Raw genomic sequence first — 20727 nt, 5'->3', positions numbered from 1 at the left:
TGAGTGTCATCATTCACAATGAATCCATGACGGGCCGATCACAGCAGGGCAGCCTTTATAGGCTGACAGGTTATACAAAAAGAGATAATAAAATGGCGCTCATCTTAACTAAGGATGTGCCAATCGGCAATCTATAAAGCAAAAAAACACGACAGTAACTGTCGTGTTTTGATAGGAAGTGAATAAAGACCCAACCAATATCTTGAAAAATGTCTCGTCTATTCAGATGTAATCATTTAATGATAGTAGACAAGCCTCTATTTTAACGCCAATAAAGCACCCAAGCGCTCGTCGTATTTACTTTGGGATCACTATTGATTTTGTCTTTTAGTGCCAAGGCAGCGACTTTGCCACGCTCAGGACCGACGACGACTCGGACGCCGCGACTGGTGGCGCTGGTCTTCACTTGGTAGCCTGCTGATTTGAATTTTTTGGCCAGCTCATCGGCTTTAGCTTGGTCATTCGCCAAGGCAACCTGCACCCCAAAGCTGCCTTTGGCATCGGTTTCTTTGACTTCTTTACGGGCTTCACTGAGTTTTTGCTGAGCATCGCGTTTGGCATCAGTCGATTTTTTTGCGAGCGCATCTTCTTTTTTGCGTTTTTCTTCACGAGCCTGTTCAGCTGCTACTGCTTCACGTGCCAAACGATCCACCTGCTTACGCGATGGAATGGTAATACTCTGACCCAATTGTAGCGATGTCGATGGCGAAAGGTTATTCGCTTGTGCCAAAACTTCTACGGGCATGTTGTATTGCCGCGCCAGTTTTATCAGCCCATCACCTCTTTTTACTTGATAGTCAGAAGGCGATTTTGGTGGCTCATTTTTGGCGGCTTCTGCTGCTTGTTCCACCGCTTGTTTCTTTTTCTCAGCCATGGTCTGAGCATCAGCTTGCTTTTTAGCTTCCGCTTGGCGTTTGGCTTCTGCTTCTTTTTTGGCGGCAGCTTGTTCTTTTAGTGCGGCCTGTTTTTTGGCTTCTTGTTGCTGGGCTTGAGCGGCCTTTTGCTTATCGCTATCGCTCGTGTTGGTCGCCGTGGCAGTTGCTTCATCATTAGTACTAGGCTGTGCGCTTGAGGGTTGAACCACATTTTGAGCAGCTTCTGAACTGTCGTCATCATCGGCAGTTGGTGCACTATTGGCCATATACTGCTGATTTTCCGCACGCGATTTTGCCAAGGCTTGCGCCTCCGCAGTCTCTTGCTCCGTCAAAAACTGCTGCGCCCGTTTTTCTTGCTCAGCTACCCGCGCAGCACGTTCTTTTTGCTTTTGCGCCAGGATACGCTTTTCAGTGTCGATGTCAGTGGTCAGTGGCTGCGGCGCCTCTTGCTCGGCACTTGGCTTATCAACCATTACCGTCGCTGACTCGGATGTATTACCATCACCAATTTGTTGCACCATGGCATATAGCATCACGCTACCGCCGATAATCATCCCAATGCCCAATAAGGCTTGTCTCGAAAAGTTCATCCGTTTACGTCTCTTAGTTGGTAATAAGGTTGATTGGTCAGCGCGGTTATTGTTAAAACCCTATCAGCTAATATCCTACCAGTCGTCTTGATAATATAGCCATTGCCGCCAGTTACTGCCATCATTTCTCAAAGATTATGTCATATTTATAACAGCACTTTTTTATGAAAGCTATTCTTTATGAAAGTACTTTTTATAAAGCACTTTATAAAATACCTTATAAAAAGTATCTTTGTTTGCAAAAGCTCTTTGATTATAAAGTATATTTTTTATGCTGTCTGCTCTCACGCTGCTGTTAAGATTAACATTAAACCCGTCATATTTTCACTTAATTTCTCATTTTTCAAGTGCCGCCAATGCCTCACCAATAGTATGGAAGGAGCCACAAACGACAATAAGATCTTGTGGTTGACTGCCATTTATAACGGCCTGCGTCGCTTCTGATAAACGTTTAAACTCATGTATTTGCGCACTATCCACATAGTTGCTTAAGATACTTTGCAACTGCTGAGTACTTGCCGCGCGTGGATAATCAATTTCAGCGATGAACCAATCACTAATCGGCAAGCCTGATTCGGTCAAACGCTGCACGACCTTGTCGATATCTTTATCCGCCAGCATGGAAAATAGCATTTTAATGGTTGCAGGTGCGCTATTGGTTTGTTCATCACTATTTTGCTTCGCCACATGCTGCTGCCAGAGCGGTGATAATTGCGCCAATAAAAACTCAACCCCTTGCTCGTTATGTGCCACATCAAATAGCCAGTGACGATTCTCTAACTTTCTATAATCAAAGCGACCTGCCAATTTAACTGTCTTTAGCGCTTGCTCAATAGCAGCAATATCGATCTCTAATGAACTGGCTAACACTGCTGATAAGGCATTGGCAGTATTGGTTAACGACAGTGCTGGTCGTGGCAATTGTAGAGTAACAGCGGCATTACTATATTGCCAAGTAATTGCATCGATCTCGCGATAATGAAAATCTTGCCCTACTTGATAACAAGTTGCTTGATTCTTATCGATAGCCTGTTGCACGCTGGTTGGCATGTCGGTAGCGCCGTAAATCAGGGGAATACCATTGCGTAAGATTCCTGCTTTCTCACGGCCAATATCTTCGACATTGTCACCGAGCCAATCGACATGATCGATACCAATATTGGTAATGACTGCCATATCAGGGTCGATAATATTGACGACATCTAAGCGCCCACCAAGTCCCACTTCTAATACCCATACATCACAATCGGCTTCGGCAAATATCAATAAAGCAGCCAATGTCGTCATCTCAAAAAAAGATAAGGTCAAAGCGCACTGTAACCGTGCCGCTTCTACTTTGTTAAAAGCGTTGATTAATGTCTCATCGCTGACCATTTCGCCATTGATGCGTACCCGCTCGTTAAAGGCACTCAAATGCGGTGATTGATAGAGAGCTGTCTTGTAGCCTGCTGCTTGGCACATCTGTGCAATCACTGCCGTCGTTGAGCCTTTACCATTGGTGCCTGCCACAGTAAATACATAAGCATCATCTTTCGCTGACTGTACCACACCCAGTGATTCAGCGACTGGCAACACGCGCGACAAGCCCATATCTATCGCTGAGACGTGTATCTGCTGCATATAATCAAGCCATTCCGTTAAGTCGGCTTTATCATTGGGGCTAGCGGGATTAGAAGCTTGAGAATCAGACATGGGGCAAACCTATATATAATTTTATGAAAATAAAAACCGTGTATCTGCTAACTAAAACCAAAAATAGCATTTACCGTTATATGACGATAAATGCTATTAAGGAGTTTTGCATATTTTAGAGATATTAACACGCTGCTAAGCAGTTATAAAACTTATAAACTCAATCCGCTGTTTATTTGGTGCTAAGCATTAACATTAGGAACGCCACATAACTTCGCCAGCAAGCGATAAATGGTATCGATAAGCTGATGACGATGTACCACTTCATCGACCACGCCATGCTCTAACAAGAATTCGGCACGCTGAAATGGTTCTTCTAATGTCTCACGGACGGTTTGCTCAATCACACGCTTGCCAGCAAAGCCAATCATGGCTTTTGGTTCTGCTAGATGGATATCACCGAGCATAGCGAGCGATGCGGTCACACCGCCATAAACGGGATTGGTCAGCACGACGATATACGGCACGCCAGCAATTCTTAAGCGTTCAATTGCTGCTGCGGTACGAGCCATCTGCATCAAAGACAACAGCCCCTCTTGCATACGTGCACCGCCTGAGGCTGCAAAGCAAACTAGAGGTACTTTATCTTCAAGCGCTTTTTCTGCCGCTTGGACAAATCGATCGCCGACGACTGACCCCATAGAGCCGCCCATAAAGCGGAAATCAAAAGCACAAGCGACGACGTCAAGATTGCGCAACTTACCATACATGACAATCAGCGCTTCAGATTCGCCCGTTTTTTCTTGTGCTTCACTCATACGCTTTGGATATGGCTTACTATCGACGAATCTCAGCGGATCTTTTGCCGTAAATTCTTGCCCAAGCTCACCATCTACTTGATCCAATATCCAATGCAGACGCTCGCGAGCACTCATCGGTAAATGATGATCGCAGTGCGGGCACACATAACAGTTAAAAATCAGCGCCGTGTTGGTAATCATCGAATGACAATTACTGCACTTGGTTGACGGTTCAGTCTCTACTGCTGTCAAAGGCGCTGTCAATTGCTGCTTGATACCTGGTACCGAGCGATTAAACCACGATTGCCCAGCGGTGTTGCCGTTCGGCTCGACGTTGTTTTTTTCAGTGTTATTAGTCATATCAGGTTTTGTTATTGTATCAGTCATATTATTTGCCATCATCAAAGGCTTATCGACAAGTTGGCTCATTCCCTTGTCCTTGAGAGTTTAATGGTTGTCTAAACAAAGTGTCAAATACCAGCATAACATGAGCAGTTATGGGACACGTTTACATATCCATATCGCAGTCTATCGTACTTATGGATAAAGATCAGCGATAGGAGTATCAACAAATGCTATTTTAAAAACCACTATCATAATTATATTAGTTTACACTCGTAAACTAAATTTAGCAAAGTCATTTGATCTTGTGTTTATAAATACTCAGCGCTCATAAATACTCAGCGCTCATAAATATTAAGTCTTTATAAACCGTAAATCAACGTGGCTACGCTATTGACTATTTCTCAGGTTCATACAGCGGAACTTATATAATGTCGATGATGAGTGCTAATGAGTCGCCTGCCATCAGCAAACGCGACCCATTCTGCTATATCGATGATTTCTATAGCGATCGCCATATAAGGCAATGACTATATAAATCTAAACGCTCAAGCTATCCAACGCGCCGCGTAGCTCGTCCATCTTAGCCATGATCTTTTGCTGAGCAGCCGCAACAGCCGTCGCATCGCTCGCATCTATATCAGCAAAATTCTGTACCAACGCACTGCCAACGATCACCCCATCCGCATGAGTACCAATCGCTTTTGCAGAAGCCCCATCACGGATACCAAACCCGACACATACTGGAAGGTCTGTCTCGGCTTTAATGGCTTGCACTTGGGTCGCCACAGCAGCTGTATCTAGCGTTGCTGAACCTGTCACGCCTTTCAATGATACATAATAGATATAACCGCCACAATGGGTTAATACTTGCTTACGGCGCTCAGGCAAAGTGGTTGGTGATAGTAAGAAAATCTCATTTATCGAGTTGTCAGTTAAGTGCTGGGTAAAGCTACCCGCCTCTGCTGGTGGTAAATCAACCATCAAGATACCATCGACGCCAGACTGCTCACACAGCGCAACAAAGTTATCATAACCAATGATTTCAACAGGATTGAGATAGCCCATCAAAATGATTGGCGTCTGTGTATCTGTTTGACGAAACTCAGCGACCATTTTTAGCGCATCACGGGTACTCGTACCGGCAGCCAATGCACGCTCTCCTGCCAAGGCAACGACTGGGCCATCGGCCATTGGATCAGAGAAGGGTAAGCCCAATTCGATCATATCTGCACCATGCTTGACTAAGTCATGAAGCAAGCCTACTGTCGTCTCTGGATTGGGATCGCCTGCCATTACATAAGGAATCAGGGCTTTTTTATTTTGTGCTTTTAAGGTTTCAAAGGTGCTTTCAATTCTAGTCATAGGGTTTCTCTTTTAAAATCTAAGGTTTTATCTGTACTTACAGTAATTGGTATAATCAAAGATTCGGATGATTCCATTTCTTCACATATGAAGTTAAGAGATATTTCTCCACGACCTGTACATAAAGGAATTATAACCAGTTCATCCAAAATTTCTTCATAACGCGTATGTAATAGATATGGGGTATTTATTATGACGCTGTTTTTTTGAATTTTGAGAGTGAAGTTCTTATTATCAAAACTTGGTAAGTTTTTCATTGAAGGAAAAGAAGTAATATAGTCATTACTACTGAACATACTGGGAAATAAATATCCCATTCTTCGCTTAGTCATTAATCTTTTTTGAGCAGCTTCAACTGGGTTCTCTGGGAATATATCTTTAGGATAAGACTTATTTTCTATATCTACACTTTCGACAACTTTAACAAAATCTGGGAATTTAATGTAAACATCAATATAATTGGCTTTACTATTACCGTCATTCTTTATAGAGAAATCAAAAGGTTTGGAAAAAGTAGATAAATAGTATTCTTTAATTTTCTGGTTATAATCATCAATAGCTAATGGTGAGGGAATATTTTTGTTGTATTCCCTAATAGAAGATAATGACAACTCTTCTTCCAAACCTTCTGGCACCTCTAATGGTAACGCTTCAAGAGAATCTATGAGAAATTCATTCCATTCAACTTGAGGAATAGCTAGATCTACTGAGATTACATCATGCAAATCTAATTCTATAACAGGGTTTCTCTCACCAATTAACTCCCGCAACTGAGATAACTCTTCTTTTAACTCTCTGTTTTCCTTTGATAACGCAACTAATTCTTTAGTAGCATCTTCCGATATTGAATCACCCCTAATCCAACCTACACGGTTTTTGCGAGGAATCTGTTTCATTAGTGCCATACTAACCCTATGAGCTAAATCATCAGAGTTCGTCCACACCTCTCTCATTTTATTTTCTTGAACTTTTAATCTAAAATCCTGCAATTTCTGAATCTTTGCAGGGTCATTTTCTCTTTCTTGAGGAGTAGTAGCCAAGGTCTCATCTTTAACAAATGTTAAAATTGGAACACCTATCTTCTTTGCATAATCGTACTCTTTTTCAGTAAAACTTATTCCCTCTTTCGTAAGACTACCATAGCGATTTCCAACTAATATTATATAAAAGTCACTAGAATCGATAGTTTCTTCAATGATTTGCCACTGCTCATCATCAGCTGCACTAAACATCTCCATACCAATAGGAAAGTGATAGAGCTTTAAGATTGCCTCTATCACTTTACTACGTGGTTCTACCAAATCCACGTACGTAGAACTGATGAAAATTTGATATTTCTTATTCATCTACATCTCAATCCCTTCTGCCTTCATCACTGAATGCAGATCCTTGTCACCGCGACCTGACATATTGACGATGATTGTCTGATCTGGTGTCATGGTTTTGGCCAGTTTCAATGCATAAGCGACGGCATGGGCAGTCTCAAGCGCAGGAATAATACCTTCTTTACGCGTGGCTTCATGGAAGCCTTCTAGCGCTTCTTTATCGGTACAGCCGACATACTCAACGCGCTTCATGTCTTTTAAGAAGCTGTGCTCTGGACCAACGCCAGGATAATCCAATCCAGCTGAGATAGAATGCGTCTCTTGGATTTGACCATCATCATCCGCCATCAGGTAAGTACGGTTACCGTGCAGTACGCCGATACGACCAGCAGCTAGTGGCGCTGAATGGCGACCTGTTTCGATACCATCACCTGTGGCTTCGACGCCATACATTTTCACGTCAGTATCATTTAGGAAGTCAAAGAACAAACCAATGGCATTTGAGCCACCACCGACACAAGCAACCAACGCATCTGGTAATTTGCCTGTTTTCTCTAGATGCTGAATGCGTGCTTCTTTACCGATAATCGCTTGGAAATCACGAACCAAGAGCGGATAAGGATGTGGGCCTGCAACCGTACCAATAATATAGTACGTGCTATCGACATTGGTAACCCAATCACGCATGGCTTCGTTCATCGCATCTTTGAGCGTGCGTGAGCCAGAAGTAACCGGCACGACAGTGGCACCAAGTAAACGCATACGATAGACGTTCATTTTTTGACGCTCAACATCGTCGGCACCCATATAGACGATACACTCTAGCCCTAAACGTGCGGCAATCGTCGCAGTCGCTACGCCATGCTGTCCTGCACCAGTCTCAGCGATGATACGTTGTTTGCCACACATTTTGGCAAGCAGTGCCTGACCAATAGTGTTATTTACTTTATGTGCGCCCGTGTGGTTCAGGTCTTCACGCTTAAAGTAAATTTGCGCACCACCAATCTCATCGCTCAAACGTTTAGCATGATAAAGCGGTGTTGGACGACCGACATAATTGACCAAATCATTATGATACTCTTCCCAAAACGCTGGATCGGCTTTGACTTTGGTATATAACGCTTCTAGCTCTTCCAGTGCTGCCATCAAGGTTTCAGAGACAAAACGACCGCCATGCACACCAAAGTGCCCACGGGCATCGGGATACTGATTGAAGTCTTGTACATCAGTTGGATTGGTAAAAGTATTGACGGCTTGTGCCGTGGCTGATAAATCTTTGTTAGCGACATGACTCATGATAATTCCTACTGTAATAAGTGGTATTTTTTAATATAAATAGTGGAGAACGAAAAAATAAGATTTAAGCAGAAAATCGGAATAACGACCAAATAAGGATAAAGGTGCTTTATCAATCGCTTAGATGGCGTCAGTGACCGTCACGCTTTGCCATCGATCGCGTTTGACCGCTTTCATAAAGGCGCGCATTTTGGCAGCATCTTTTTTACCTTTAACTGCCTCGATGCCACCGCTGACATCAACGGCATAAATGGGCAGCGCTGTCGTCGCAGCGACGTTTTGGGTATCAAGACCGCCTGCTAGGACAATCGGTAACGAGCTATGGTGAGGAATAAGGCTCCAATCAAAGCGCGCCCCTGTACCACCATATTTATGCTGATGATAGGCATCGAGCAAAATACTACTCGCCCCTGCCGCTGCAAAGCTATCAATACACGCGCTCACGCTAGCAAGGGTGTCTTGCTCCGCATTGATGCGTAAGGCTTTTATCCAGCGTTTATTGACCGCATTTGCCAGTTGTTGGCACTGCTCAGGGCTTTCATCACCGTGGAATTGAATGATATCAAATGCGACATTATCAGCCAGTTCAACCAGCGCTTCGTGTGACATATTAACCACCAAGGCGACGACGCTGACAAAGGCAGGAACGGCGGTGCTTAAGGTTTTGGCTTGTTCCATGGTCACAGCACGCGGACTAGGCGGATAGAATACCAAGCCGACCGCATCTACACCCAATTGGGTGGCGGTATGAATATCAGCTACGTCGGTAAACCCGCAAAACTTCACGTGCATGGTGTGACCTTAAAATACAGCAGCCATAGATTGGCTGTCATAGCGATTAAGCATAAAATGATGAGGATTTGTTACTCAATGAGTAAATCAATTGCATCCAAAAACTTATCCTAGCATACTTTTATTCATAGTTTTGTTTATGATTGCGATTGATTAATATGAGGATACTTAATGTCTAACACTGCGTCGGCAACTACCAATACCATTGATAACAACACTGACAATAACAATGATAATACCAACCTAAGTCCCGCCCATTATTTGATGTGGTTTCGTTGTGATCTACGCCTACATGACAACACCGCTTTAGCAGCGCTTTGTGAGCGTGCCCATGATAATGACGCATCAGTAAGCGCTGTATTTTTCCTCACGCCTGAGCAATGGCAAACGCACGATATGTCATTGGTTCAACTCGATCATATCGCCCGTACCTTGCCTATATTGGCAAATGACTTGCACAAACAATTAAATATCACCTTGCATGTACAAGTTTGCGACAGTTTCTCTGATTGTGCGGATTCATTAAATGCCTTATGTGCAGCCAATAATATTAGCGGCGTCATGGCCAATCATGAATACGAGGGCAATGAGATTGAACGCGATGAGCAAGCGAACAAGCTGCTAGCAAAAAACGACATCGAGTTTATGCGCTGGCATGATCAATGCATTTTACCACCGAAAAGCATCACCACCAATGACGATAGTATGTATCAGGTATTTACCCCATTTTATAAAAAGTGGCGGCATACCTTGGAAGTTAGCAACATACAAATGCATAAAGCTTTAGCAATCGATAACAACACCGATAGCAACAAGGCTGCTTTGAAAATCTCAAAAAAGGCAGCAAACACCGTTGACGCGATAGAAGCATTAGGCCAAAAAGTGGTTAAAAATTATCAACAGTCGTTAGCAGATAATACTCAGCTCAGTCATATTGATAGTGAGGCACAGCTTACTAACGCACGTGACGCCTATCCTGCTGGAGAAGTCGCCGCCTGTCACCGCTTAGATCAATTCGTTGCGGATGACATTCATAACTACGATGTGAGCCGCGATGTACCAAGCTTGCACGCCACCAGTCAGTTGTCAGCGTATCTGACGATTGGGGTCATCAGTCCCAGACTTTGCTACTTGCAAGCGGCTAAAGCACAAGAGCAACTGCATGGTAATGATGGCGACAATGAAGATATTAACCGCTGGATCAGTGAGCTGGCGTGGCGAGACTTTTATCGTCATGTATTAGCGGATAAACCAAAGCTTATTCAGCATCAGGCTTATAAACATGAGACCGATATTAAGATTAATTGGTCATACAATGAAGATGATTTTGATGCGTGGTGTACGGGCAGGACTGGTGTGCCCTTAGTCGATGCCGCGATGCGTTGCTTAAATGCCACAGGGTTTATGCACAATCGCTTGCGCATGGTAACCGCGATGTTTTTGACCAAAGACTTATTGATTGATTGGCGATGGGGCGAGCGCTATTTCATGCAGCAGCTGATAGACGGCGACTTTGCCTCAAATAATGGCGGGTGGCAATGGAGCGCCTCGACCGGTACGGACTCTGCACCCTACTTCCGTATTATGAATCCCTTTAGCCAAGCCAAAACGCATGACCCTGATGGGGAGTTTATAAAGGAATGGTTACCTGAATTAAAGGATATGCCTGCCAGCACCTTGCATAGCGAAGACAAGATACGTAAAGCTATCAACACCGACGATATGTTTGGGAAGGTAGATTACCCCGCACCAATGGTCGAACACAAAGCGGTACGGCAACTGGCGATTGCTGAATTTAAAAAATAATGAAGCATGGCATCATAGGGAGACGAATATTCATAGAATAAGGTCTATTGGCTAAAAGACACGTGACTGACTAACCGCTTCGCTACTTAACTTCCGTCATAGTGCTTTCGGGAACATCAACATTGTGAGTATTATTGGGCGTCTCTAATGTTTTTATTAGAATGCTATACAAAGCAAATGCTAATAAGGTGAAGCTGATAATTAACAATATCCATGTCGCAAACGGAAGTCTTTCTGTCAGCTTGAGGTTTTTATTCGATTTATCGCGCTTATCATTAGTAGCAGGTTGATTATTGAAAATTGTCATATGCATCACCTCTTATATTATATGAGTTTTCTTATCATCAATATTTATAAGACTGTTATAAATTTTTCTAGGGCGTGTCATCATTTAGACGTAGGCTTTGAAAAATTGGTTTCAGCAGTACTTTATTCTTCTTTTAGAATAAATTCATTATATACCACTATGGTAGCGTGGTTATCGATAATTTCAAACTAAAAATATTAGGGTGTGTCCTCAATCTGAATGGAAGCAAGTAAGTGGGCTAAAAATCAAGATACGCCCTGATTAGAGCCCTCGATAAGCATTTAGGTCTTAAAATCTACGACGTACTTGCTGGTAATTGACACGCGCCTGCACCTTGAGTGGTAACCGTCACAATTGCACCTGTCAAAGCAAACAGTTGCTGCAACTGCGTTTGGGCGTTCTGTAGTGCCATATTCATGACATCACCGCGACAAGCACGTTCAAGCACTTCTTTTTTGGCCATACTCTGTGCTTGGTCAAATATCTTAGGATCCACTTGCATCATGCCAAAAGCCCCTGTCTGCCAATCATAAATTTCGATATCATCCAAATAGACTGAAAATATCTCTGAAGGCGGCAAAGTAATATTAATCTGCGGCATTATAGAAGCCGGAGTAGCTGATGTATTGTTATCGCCTCCCTGCGCTTCCTCTAGTCTGGCATTAATTTGCGCTGTAGTAGGTGGTATCACTTGCACCATTCCAGGCGTCAATGCACTCAGATCAATCCCTGCCTCTACGCGACCACGGGCGATAAACAAGCCCTTTTGCTCATCTTGCCATAACTTCATCCAGCTCCCTGGACGCTGGCTTGTGATGACAGTATCTACGCTAAAGGCGACCGTTTGCAGGCGATTGAGCTGCTGAATCTTCGTGACCACACCCTCACGAGTGATGGTTTCTATCGGCGCTTCTTCAGTTATATTTTGAGCAGTATAGATAGCAAAAACGATAGCGACCAACCCAATAAGTAACACCAGCCACGACATCAAAGCAATGGGTTTTTTCGCTTGTGTGTTAGTCGAACGGTTATCAATAGGAGAGCGATTATCAGGACGGTTCATATAAGCACCTTTAAAGTTTCATCGTTTATTTTTATAACTACATACTTTTAGGACTACACAGTCAGGACTATACAAAAGATCACGTCCTAAATGATAAATGCTATTTTTGAGCAACGACTTCAAGTAATAACTACCAATCCTCTACATAATTTTTAATGAATACCTCTATGTAAAGCACGATATCTTTCCACACATTTCCACACAAATGCCTTTAAAATCAGCAAATCATCGGGTTACTGTCGTGATATTTACCTGTTTACGTCACGTTCGGCCTGAAAAAACAAAAAGTCATTGCGTCTTAGGCAAACTTTACCTAACATAGTCAGATTGCATGAACAAAAATGTCAGCATATATTTATTTTTCGGGCTTCTAGCCTGAAAATTGGTGTTTGAATAGCCCGATATATTGATGCATAAATTAAAAACTTCCCCTGCTGTATGCAGGAAGTAGTTACTGAAGTATTTTTTGTGAAATCATCCTTTAGCTAGGCGATGTCCTAGCCTATTACCAAGTAATAAAGGTAAGCTTGCGGCGGTTCTGAAACTCTCAGCCACACGCTCAACATCCTACTATTTCTTATTTTTTTTATCGTTGATAAGGTTACGCTTTATTTATGAAAGCCAGTCAATTTTTGTTTGCCACTCTAAAAGAAACCCCTAGTGATGCTGATATCGCCTCTAGCCAATTGATGGTGCGCGCGGGTCTTATTCGCAAAATCGCTTCTGGACTATATATTTGGTTGCCTATGGGGCTGCGCATCTTACAAAAAGTCGAACGTATTGTTCGTGAAGAGATGCAAAATGTCGGTGCACAAGAAGTGCTCATGCCAATGACTCAGCCAGCAGAACTCTGGCAAACGACCGGACGTTTTGACGATTACGGTCCTGAGCTGTTGCGCTTTAAAGACCGCCATGATCGCGACTTTGTGCTTGGTCCAACCCATGAAGAAGTCATCACCAATCTTGCTCAAGGCGAGCTACGTAGTTATAAACAGCTACCGATTACCTTCTTTCAGATTCAAGGTAAATTTCGTGATGAGATTCGTCCACGTTTTGGCGTAATGCGTGCGCGTGAGTTCACCATGAAAGATGCTTATTCATTTCATGTTGATCAGGCCTCATTGGCTAAAACTTATCATGATATGTATGACGCTTATACGCGTATCTTTACCCGCTTGGGTCTCGATTTTCGTGCAGTACAAGCGGACACAGGCTCTATAGGTGGTTTTGCCTCGCATGAATTTCATGTCTTGGCAGACAGTGGCGAAGACGATATCGCATTCTCAGACTCATCCGACTATGCAGCCAACGTTGAGCTAGCAGAATCTGTCAGCACTGCTGAGCGTCAGCCGCCTAAGATGGCGCGTGAAGACGTCTTAACCGAAGATATGACCAGTTGTAAAATGGTTGCAGAACACTTAGACATCCCATTATCAACCACAGTCAAAACCTTAATCGTTCATGGTCATACCGAAGACGATGAGCCACAGCTGATTGCGATTGTGCTGCGCGGTGATCATCAATTAAACACCATCAAAGCAGAAAAAATCGAAGAAGCAAACGTGCCGTTGACGCTAGCTTCTGATGAAGAACTGAAAGCAGCTGGTCTGCATAAAGGTTATATCGGTGTTGACTTAGATATGCCTGTGTTTGTCGATCGCTCGGCAGCAGCCTTATCAGACTTTGTCACTGGTGCGAATGAAGTTAACAAACATACTATTGGTATGAACTGGGCACGCGATACCCGTCTCACCCGCATCGTCGATGTTCGAAATGTGCAAGAGGGCGACCCTTCTCCTGACGGTAAAGGTAGCCTAAAAATCAAACGCGGTATCGAAGTGGGTCATATCTTCCAACTGGGTGATAAGTATTCACAAGCGATGAATTGCAAGGTTTCAGGTGAAGATGGCAAGCCAGTTACCCTAATGATGGGTTGCTACGGTATTGGTGTTAGTCGCATCATCGCCGCTGCAATCGAACAGAACAACGATGAAAACGGTATCATGTGGCCAAAAACGCCGACTGTTTCTGACTCGATTGCACCGTTCGAAGTGGCTATCATACCGATGAAGTCGAAAGAAGAGACCGTCATGCAAACCGCTACTGCGCTGTATGAAGAGCTAAAGTCTCAAGGTGTCAATGTGTTGCTCGACGATCGTAACGAGCGTCCAGGTGTTAAGTTTGCTGATCTTGAATTGATTGGTATTCCGCATCGTATCGTGGTCTCTGACCGCAATCTTGCTGAAGACAAATACGAGTACGTCAATCGCCGTGAAGCAGAAAAGCAAATGCTTAGCCGTGAAGAAGTCATAGCAAAAGTAAGCGGCAAATAGTCTGATTAGCACAGACTGTGCCATAAAAAGCGCCTATCTCAATTAATGAGATAGGCGCTTTTTTTACTTATAAAAAAATGAAAACTGTTATTTGATATTATATTTTTTAGCAATCGCCTTACTACGTTTCTGACTCTCATTAGCAGTACAGACATTAGCGTAAATCTGGGCGTACACCACAGAATTATTCATTGGACCTTCGTATTCAAAGTCACACTTATCATTAGGATCCTTTAACCATATACGCTGCTCTTTATCCAACTGCTGTTTTTGTGTCGTATTCAAAGTACGATAAGCACTCATATAAATTTTATTAAGACGATTTTTTTCGACTATAATCGCATCGTTACCACAATCATAAGCCACTTCCATATAAGCGTCTTCACAGTTATATTGATTTTCGATAAACTCCGCTTGTGCCGATTGCATGAGAGAAACAGACAAAGCAGCTGCCGCTAGCGCCGTCAAAAAACCAGTTGCATCTTTCATCTCGACCTCCCAAGCAAAGCAAAATAACATTTGTCTATATAAGTATATAAACGGATTTGATGAATATTAGCAAGCACTCTTAGTCTACTGACGAATTAAACGGCTTGGCTTCGGCAATAAGCTTATATCACTCACGCGACAAGGGTTGATATCGATACCGCCTCGGCGCGTATACCACGCACGAACCATCAGCTCGCTTGGCTCATAGTATTGACTCAAATCAGCGAATATTTGCTCCACGCACTGCTCATGAAAGCCATTGTGCTGGCGAAAGCTTAAGATATAGCGCAGCATTGCAGCTTCGTCGACTGTCTTATCACTGATAATCGAAACCGCCAATGTGCCCCAATCGGGCTGATTGGTCACCGGACAGTTACTGCGCAATAGATTTGAATAAAAATTGTAGGACTGAGAGCTTTCTATTTCTAAATTAACATTCGTTTCAGCGTTACTCAGTAGCGAGACATCGGGATGCTCGCATAATGCGACTTTATCATTACTACCTGCTAAGGCATCATCGATACAAACACCTTCAGGCTGAGCAATCAATAAGCCTGTTGCTTTATCATTCAGGTCATCATTTAGACCAAACAACTCAACGGTTACTTCTGCTTGCACACATGCTGACAAGTCTTTAGCAATTAGCGTTTGCACCTCTACCCAATTAGTAAATTCAGTAAAGTTTATACTGTTTAGATACAGCTTGAGTGATTTTGACTCGACGATAAATGGAGAACTAGCGGGTATACTAAAGCGCGCGATGGCCACTTGTGAAATACCTTGCTTATTTAACCAAGACATCTCGAATGCCTGCCACCAATCGACGCCAACCATTAACTTATCGTCTTGCCAGCCAATAGCAGCGCGCCCCATACTGCGGGCAATAGGATACAAGGTTTCTGGGCTATACTCAGTTGGATAGTCCGTGGTTTGCTCACCTAAAATACCGTGGATACTCATAAATCACTTACCTTTCATACTTAAATATAATGAAACAGAAACACGTTATTTTACAGCAATGGGCTATTTTATGGGAATCATTTGCCAGTCTGAGGTAGGCTCTGTCTTCACATAATTAAATCGTACTCGATAAGCAATAGTGTCATGCTCATTCATCTTAAAATAAAAATCTACTAATAAGCTATCATTGGTAACCCATTCAAGATTTGCATTATAAGGCATGGGACTATACTTACGACTGTCATAAAACTTGAAGTGTTGCCGAAATTTATCGTAATCTATATTGTTTTTATCATACTGATAGCTACCGTACTTGTCTTTTTTCCAAATGATAACCTCTTCTTCACCTGGAAACTCAACTTTAACCGTGGCTGCATAAGTCATATCTGGTGAAAATGTCAAATGCGATCCTTCAAACTCTTGTATAGAACCGGTGTTTAGATTAATCAATACTGTGTTATTAGTTTCATAGACTTGTCCAGATAGGTAAAGCCAGTTTTTATCCTTATCGTAGCGATTTATGAGATAAACATATCTAAGGCCGTCCCCGTCTTCGTCTTGTACAGGCTTATCGGTCAATATGATAGGCGCTTCATGATTAGGTATCGTAATAGTGGTCTGGTTTAGCTGACGAGAAACATATTTTGATAATTGTAGTTTTTCGATGAGATTTTGATTATAAATCATCGCACTCTGATCCAAGCAATCTCGATGTTTCAGCTCATTTTTACTATTACAAGTCTCACCCAAGTTAGGATAAATAGGGGCGTCTATGACCTCCCAAACATAATCATCCATTGTTGCTTTGGGTAATTTTGCTTGCGCTGACACCGATAGCATTAAAAATAATGTACTCACCATGCAGACACGGGTTAATTTAACGACTGTTTGAGCTACTTGCATATGAGAGTTAGACCTTTTTATCATTGCTTAATCATTAATATCGCTATTCGGTAAAACTCTCTGCCAGCTCCCCTCTTTATCATCGGTTGTATAAATATAACGCGCTCTAGACGCTACGGTATCTGTTGGATTCACCCTATAAAAGAAATCAACATTAATTTTATTGTCAGCTGTCCAATGGACATCTCGTGCTTCGTATACCTCATGCTTTTTATTATCATCATACTGTTGCTCATACAGTTTATTGCTACTAAATACCGTTGTATAGCGTCCATCATTGCTATCTTTTTGACGTTCCCATATTACGATGTCTTGAGTCATACCTTGTCTACCATTAAACCCCACAATATGAGTCATATCGTCTGAAAACATAAGGTCAGTAGCGTAGAGCTCTTGCCAATGTCCTGTATTTAAATCGATGATAATCGTTGACTGTGTCTCATACATCGTACGTAGTAACTGCAACAGATGATGTGATTTATCATAATCCTGCAATTGATAATGAGCCCTATACTCTTCTTCAAACGGTTCAAGATAATCCTTAAATACCAATGGCTGCTTATGATGAGGTGTACGGATAGAAGGTGTACGGATAGAAGGTGTGCTGATAGAAGGTGTGCTGATATAAGGTGTACGGATATAAATAGTATCTTTTTCTCGAATAACATGGTCACTCAAGCCCCATTTTTGGCTTTTTAAGTTATCACTGTGCTCCAACGAGTTAAAAATACAGTTTTTATAATCTGTAAACGTTTGATATTCAGTGTGATCGTATCGACAACTGCCTTCCTGCTGCCAGTCTATCGCCACAGGTGCTGGGACTTTTATCCATACCTCTTTATTTGTCGATGGTACTAATGCTGAAGACAACGCTGAAGACGCTGCTTGGGCATTTAAAGGTGCTATTGTGATTAAGACAAATAGCCCTGCGATAATCAACGTTATCCTTACATTAAAAGAGATATAAATCACTAGACGCTACCTTTGCGCATTTGCCACGCACCTGTTTTTTCGTCACGTTCAAAGGTATAGCGTACTCGAAAAGCCGCTGAATCTGCTTCATTTAACTTATAAAAAGAATCCACATAGAACTTGTCACCATTAAACTCAGTATCATCTACCCAAGTAAAGGTTTCGCTATCATAAACCTGCTGCGCTTTATCTGCTTGATAAAACTTTTTATGACTGTCGTAGTTTTTTGAATCTTCACTACTGCTATAGACTTGTTTATAGTAGCCCTCATAGTAACCACTATTTTGTCGCTCCAAAATATTGACATGTTCCGTCGCTCCCATTTCACTTTCAAAACCGACTATGTATCTCATATCAGGAGAGACACTTAGCTTTCTGAGACTAAAATATTGCCAAAACCCAGTAGCCAAATTAACTACCGTCAAGCTCTCTCCTTCATAAAAGCTTTGATGTATTGTTAGCAATTTCTGTGATTTATCGTAGTCTTGTAGCGAATAATAAGGATTAAAATCCTCCTCATAAGGACTGGAGTAATCAACAAATACTAGTGGGTTTTTACGATTAGCGACTTTAATATAAATTGCATTTCGCTCTCTAATTACTTTATCGCTGATACCCCATTGCTTACTAAATGCATTATCTGCATCTTCCCTCAAGTTATAAAGACAGTTTTGTAAAGCATCATAAGTTTCATAGTTGTAGTCATTATGGCAATTATACTTATACGATGCAGGGTCTAAAGGCGTCTTCATGACGACCCAATCATAATCATCCATTGTCGCAAATGGGGCTGCGATGGCAATGCTTGTAATTGTAATTGTACTCAATAACGTGGCTGTAAAAGCCTTACTCATACTTCTTACAGAAATTTTAAGCATAAAAAAGAGCCCAACAATATTAGGCTCTTATGATAAGGTTATCAGTCAATCAATTACAAGCTAACTATGACAAATGACGACTCATAAAAATAATAGCTATCATATTATAAACGCACAATTTACAAACGCACACGTGAGCCATTACTGAGTAAGCGATAGGCAATGGTATAAAACACTGCGCAGAATACAAAAATAGCAGCCATCGAGTACCAGACATTTACATCAGAGTAGCCCAAAATACCATAACGGAATGAGTTAACCATATAAACGATAGGATTTAATAGCGAGATATTTTGCCAAAATGGTGACAAGTTTTCCATCGAATAAAACACACCACCCAGATACGTCAATGGCGTCAATACAAAGCTTGGAATGATAGAGATATCATCAAATGAGCGGGCAAAGACGGCATTGATAAAGCCGCCCAGCGAAAACAGAATAGAGGTGCCAAGTACCGTAAATATGGTCACAAATAAATGTTCAATGCCCAAGTCAGTAAAAAATAGCGCGACTATCGAGACAATGACACCAATGGCCAATCCACGGAAGATACCACCGCTGATATACCCCATCAAAATCGCATGTTTGGATACGGGCGAGACCAACAGCTCCTCGATACTGGAGGTGAACTTGGCGCTAAAAAAGCTCGAGACCACGTTGGAATAGCTGTTGGTAATGATGGACATCATGATCAAACCGGGTACGATAAACTGCATGTATGGCACGCCGCCCATCTCGCCCACACGTGAGCCGATCATTTTACCAAAGATGACAAAGTACAAGCTCATCGTGATGACTGGTGGCAGCAGCGTCTGTGGCCAAATTCGTAAAATCCGGCGTATTTCTTTTAATAATATGGTGCGAAAAGCAATCCACTTTTTGCTCCATGACATGGTTTTATTAGGATCTATCATTTCCTGACTCATAATCCCGCCTCCTTCATGCTATCTGCACTTTGAATATTTTTATCTACCAAGCGCATAAACAACTCTTCTAACCGATTGGCTTTGTTACGCATACTTCCCACAGTGATACCTTGCTCTGATAACTGGGCAAAGACATTATTCATCGACTCGCCTTCCGTCAAAGTCACTTCGAGTGTCTGATCGTCCGGTTGAGTTATGCCTGTCACACCTGTCAAAACCAATTGACTAGTAACGGGCACTTCCAAATCAAAGACGAATGTTTCCACCGAGAGCTGCGCCAACAAATCTTTCATTTCCGTGTTAATACGAATCTCACCATGGTCTAAGATAGCAATGCGCTTACACAGCTGCTCTGCTTCTTCAAGGTAGTGAGTGGTCAGAATAATAGTGGTTTTTTCTTCGATATTAATCTGCTGCATGAACTCCCACATAGAGCGGCGTAGCTCGATATCGACCCCAGCAGTTGGCTCATCCAAAATCAATAATTTTGGCTTATGAATCAATGCGCGTGCAATCATCAAACGGCGTTTCATACCACCTGATAACTCACGTGATTTACTATCGCGTTTATCCCACAGACCAAGTGCCGTCAGTAATCGTTTCGCACGAGGCTTGGCTTCTTTGGCAGGAATACCAAAGTAACCTGCCTGTGTAATCAAAATATCTTCGACTTTTTCGAACATATTAAAATTGAACTCTTGTGGCACGATACCGAGATACTGTTTCGCGACAGAGGGGTTTTCCAACAAATCAGTGCCGAAAATATGTACGCTGCCTGTGGTCGGTTTAAACAGCGAACTGATGATACCAATCATGGTTGATTTACCAGCGCCATTGGGACCCAATAATGCAAAGAATCCACCTTGTGGCACAGTTAAATCAACTCCTTTTAGAGCTGAAAACCCATTATCATAAGTTTTGGATAAGTTTTTTATCGTAAGTGCTGGTACTTCTGACATGAAGACCTCTTTGTTTGTTATAAATGTAGGTAAAAATATTTTGAGACGACGAATAGCTAGAAGAGATACTGTAATGTCATAAAATGAGGCTACTGCTGACGAATTTCAACTGTA

General features: G+C 42.3%; 18 protein-coding genes. 2 read left to right on the top strand and 16 right to left on the bottom strand.

What is annotated here, in order from left to right; all coding sequences use genetic code 11:
• Nucleotides 1–262: 262 nt before the first annotated feature.
• The 7 genes from RH96_RS01900 to RH96_RS01870 form a co-directional block, all read right to left on the bottom strand.
• Nucleotides 263–1465 carry an SPOR and LysM peptidoglycan-binding domain-containing protein gene (locus RH96_RS01900; protein WP_010196639.1) on the bottom strand — a complete coding sequence of 401 codons (1203 nt, stop codon included), beginning with the start codon at nucleotides 1463–1465 and terminating at the stop codon, nucleotides 263–265.
• A 336-nt stretch (nucleotides 1466–1801) separates the two neighbouring features.
• Entirely contained in the window at nucleotides 1802–3157 is a 1356-nt protein-coding gene (gene folC / locus RH96_RS01895; RefSeq protein WP_010196638.1) for a bifunctional tetrahydrofolate synthase/dihydrofolate synthase, read from the bottom strand.
• Nucleotides 3158–3339: 182 nt separating this feature from the next.
• The gene (gene accD / locus RH96_RS01890) at nucleotides 3340–4257 is read right to left on the bottom strand and encodes an acetyl-CoA carboxylase, carboxyltransferase subunit beta (RefSeq protein ID WP_413540219.1); all 918 of its coding nucleotides are present in this window, start codon (nucleotides 4255–4257) and stop codon (nucleotides 3340–3342) included.
• Between the two features lie 522 nt (nucleotides 4258–4779).
• Nucleotides 4780–5604 carry a tryptophan synthase subunit alpha gene (gene trpA, locus RH96_RS01885; RefSeq protein WP_010196631.1) on the bottom strand — a complete coding sequence of 275 codons (825 nt, stop codon included), beginning with the start codon at nucleotides 5602–5604 and terminating at the stop codon, nucleotides 4780–4782.
• Nucleotides 5601–6950, bottom strand: a complete 1350-nt coding sequence (locus RH96_RS01880; protein WP_010196629.1) for a DUF4062 domain-containing protein — start codon at nucleotides 6948–6950, stop codon at nucleotides 5601–5603. Before RH96_RS01880 ends, trpA begins: the two co-directional genes overlap by 4 nt.
• The gene (gene trpB, locus RH96_RS01875) at nucleotides 6951–8225 is read right to left on the bottom strand and encodes a tryptophan synthase subunit beta (protein ID WP_010196626.1); all 1275 of its coding nucleotides are present in this window, start codon (nucleotides 8223–8225) and stop codon (nucleotides 6951–6953) included.
• A 120-nt stretch (nucleotides 8226–8345) separates the two neighbouring features.
• Nucleotides 8346–9017 (bottom strand): phosphoribosylanthranilate isomerase, encoded by a 672-nt coding sequence (locus RH96_RS01870; RefSeq protein ID WP_010196616.1) that lies wholly within the window; start codon nucleotides 9015–9017, stop codon nucleotides 8346–8348.
• A gap of 171 nt (nucleotides 9018–9188) precedes the next feature.
• Between RH96_RS01870 and RH96_RS01865 the strand changes: the two genes are divergently transcribed.
• Nucleotides 9189–10823 (top strand): cryptochrome/photolyase family protein, encoded by a 1635-nt coding sequence (locus RH96_RS01865; protein WP_010196614.1) that lies wholly within the window; start codon nucleotides 9189–9191, stop codon nucleotides 10821–10823.
• A gap of 82 nt (nucleotides 10824–10905) precedes the next feature.
• Here the strand turns inward: RH96_RS01865 and RH96_RS01860 are convergent, their stop codons facing one another.
• Both RH96_RS01860 and RH96_RS01855 read right to left on the bottom strand, forming a co-directional pair.
• Nucleotides 10906–11130 (bottom strand): hypothetical protein, encoded by a 225-nt coding sequence (locus RH96_RS01860; RefSeq protein ID WP_010196611.1) that lies wholly within the window; start codon nucleotides 11128–11130, stop codon nucleotides 10906–10908.
• Nucleotides 11131–11425: 295 nt separating this feature from the next.
• Entirely contained in the window at nucleotides 11426–12193 is a 768-nt protein-coding gene (locus tag RH96_RS01855) for a DUF4230 domain-containing protein (RefSeq protein ID WP_010196608.1), read from the bottom strand.
• A gap of 614 nt (nucleotides 12194–12807) precedes the next feature.
• Between RH96_RS01855 and RH96_RS01850 the strand changes: the two genes are divergently transcribed.
• Entirely contained in the window at nucleotides 12808–14526 is a 1719-nt protein-coding gene (locus RH96_RS01850) for a proline--tRNA ligase (RefSeq protein ID WP_010196605.1), read from the top strand.
• A gap of 87 nt (nucleotides 14527–14613) precedes the next feature.
• Here RH96_RS01850 and RH96_RS01845 read toward each other — a convergent pair whose 3' ends face one another.
• The 7 genes from RH96_RS01845 to RH96_RS01815 form a co-directional block, all read right to left on the bottom strand.
• Nucleotides 14614–15015: a lysozyme inhibitor LprI family protein gene (locus RH96_RS01845; RefSeq protein ID WP_010196602.1), complete on the bottom strand. Its 402-nt coding sequence runs from the start codon at nucleotides 15013–15015 to the stop codon at nucleotides 14614–14616.
• 84 nt (nucleotides 15016–15099) lie between these two features.
• A complete protein-coding gene (queF, locus tag RH96_RS01840; RefSeq protein WP_010196600.1) occupies nucleotides 15100–15975 on the bottom strand; it encodes an NADPH-dependent 7-cyano-7-deazaguanine reductase QueF in 876 nt (291 codons plus the stop codon).
• A gap of 63 nt (nucleotides 15976–16038) precedes the next feature.
• The gene (locus RH96_RS01835; protein ID WP_010196598.1) at nucleotides 16039–16878 is read right to left on the bottom strand and encodes a hypothetical protein; all 840 of its coding nucleotides are present in this window, start codon (nucleotides 16876–16878) and stop codon (nucleotides 16039–16041) included.
• Between the two features lie 27 nt (nucleotides 16879–16905).
• Entirely contained in the window at nucleotides 16906–17850 is a 945-nt protein-coding gene (locus RH96_RS01830) for a hypothetical protein (protein WP_141629678.1), read from the bottom strand.
• Nucleotides 17850–18728: a hypothetical protein gene (locus RH96_RS01825; RefSeq protein ID WP_141629677.1), complete on the bottom strand. Its 879-nt coding sequence runs from the start codon at nucleotides 18726–18728 to the stop codon at nucleotides 17850–17852. Before RH96_RS01825 ends, RH96_RS01830 begins: the two co-directional genes overlap by 1 nt.
• Before the next feature lie 119 nt (nucleotides 18729–18847).
• Nucleotides 18848–19621 carry an ABC transporter permease gene (locus RH96_RS01820; RefSeq protein ID WP_010196589.1) on the bottom strand — a complete coding sequence of 258 codons (774 nt, stop codon included), beginning with the start codon at nucleotides 19619–19621 and terminating at the stop codon, nucleotides 18848–18850.
• A 29-nt stretch (nucleotides 19622–19650) separates the two neighbouring features.
• Nucleotides 19651–20613: an ABC transporter ATP-binding protein gene (locus RH96_RS01815; protein WP_010196588.1), complete on the bottom strand. Its 963-nt coding sequence runs from the start codon at nucleotides 20611–20613 to the stop codon at nucleotides 19651–19653.
• Nucleotides 20614–20727: the final 114 nt, after the last annotated feature.

Origin of the sequence: Psychrobacter sp. PAMC 21119 (genome assembly GCF_000247495.1) — a bacterium.
GTDB classification, from domain to species: Bacteria; Pseudomonadota; Gammaproteobacteria; order Pseudomonadales; family Moraxellaceae; genus Psychrobacter; species Psychrobacter glaciei.
This window is presented reverse-complemented; position numbering and strand designations above follow the sequence as displayed.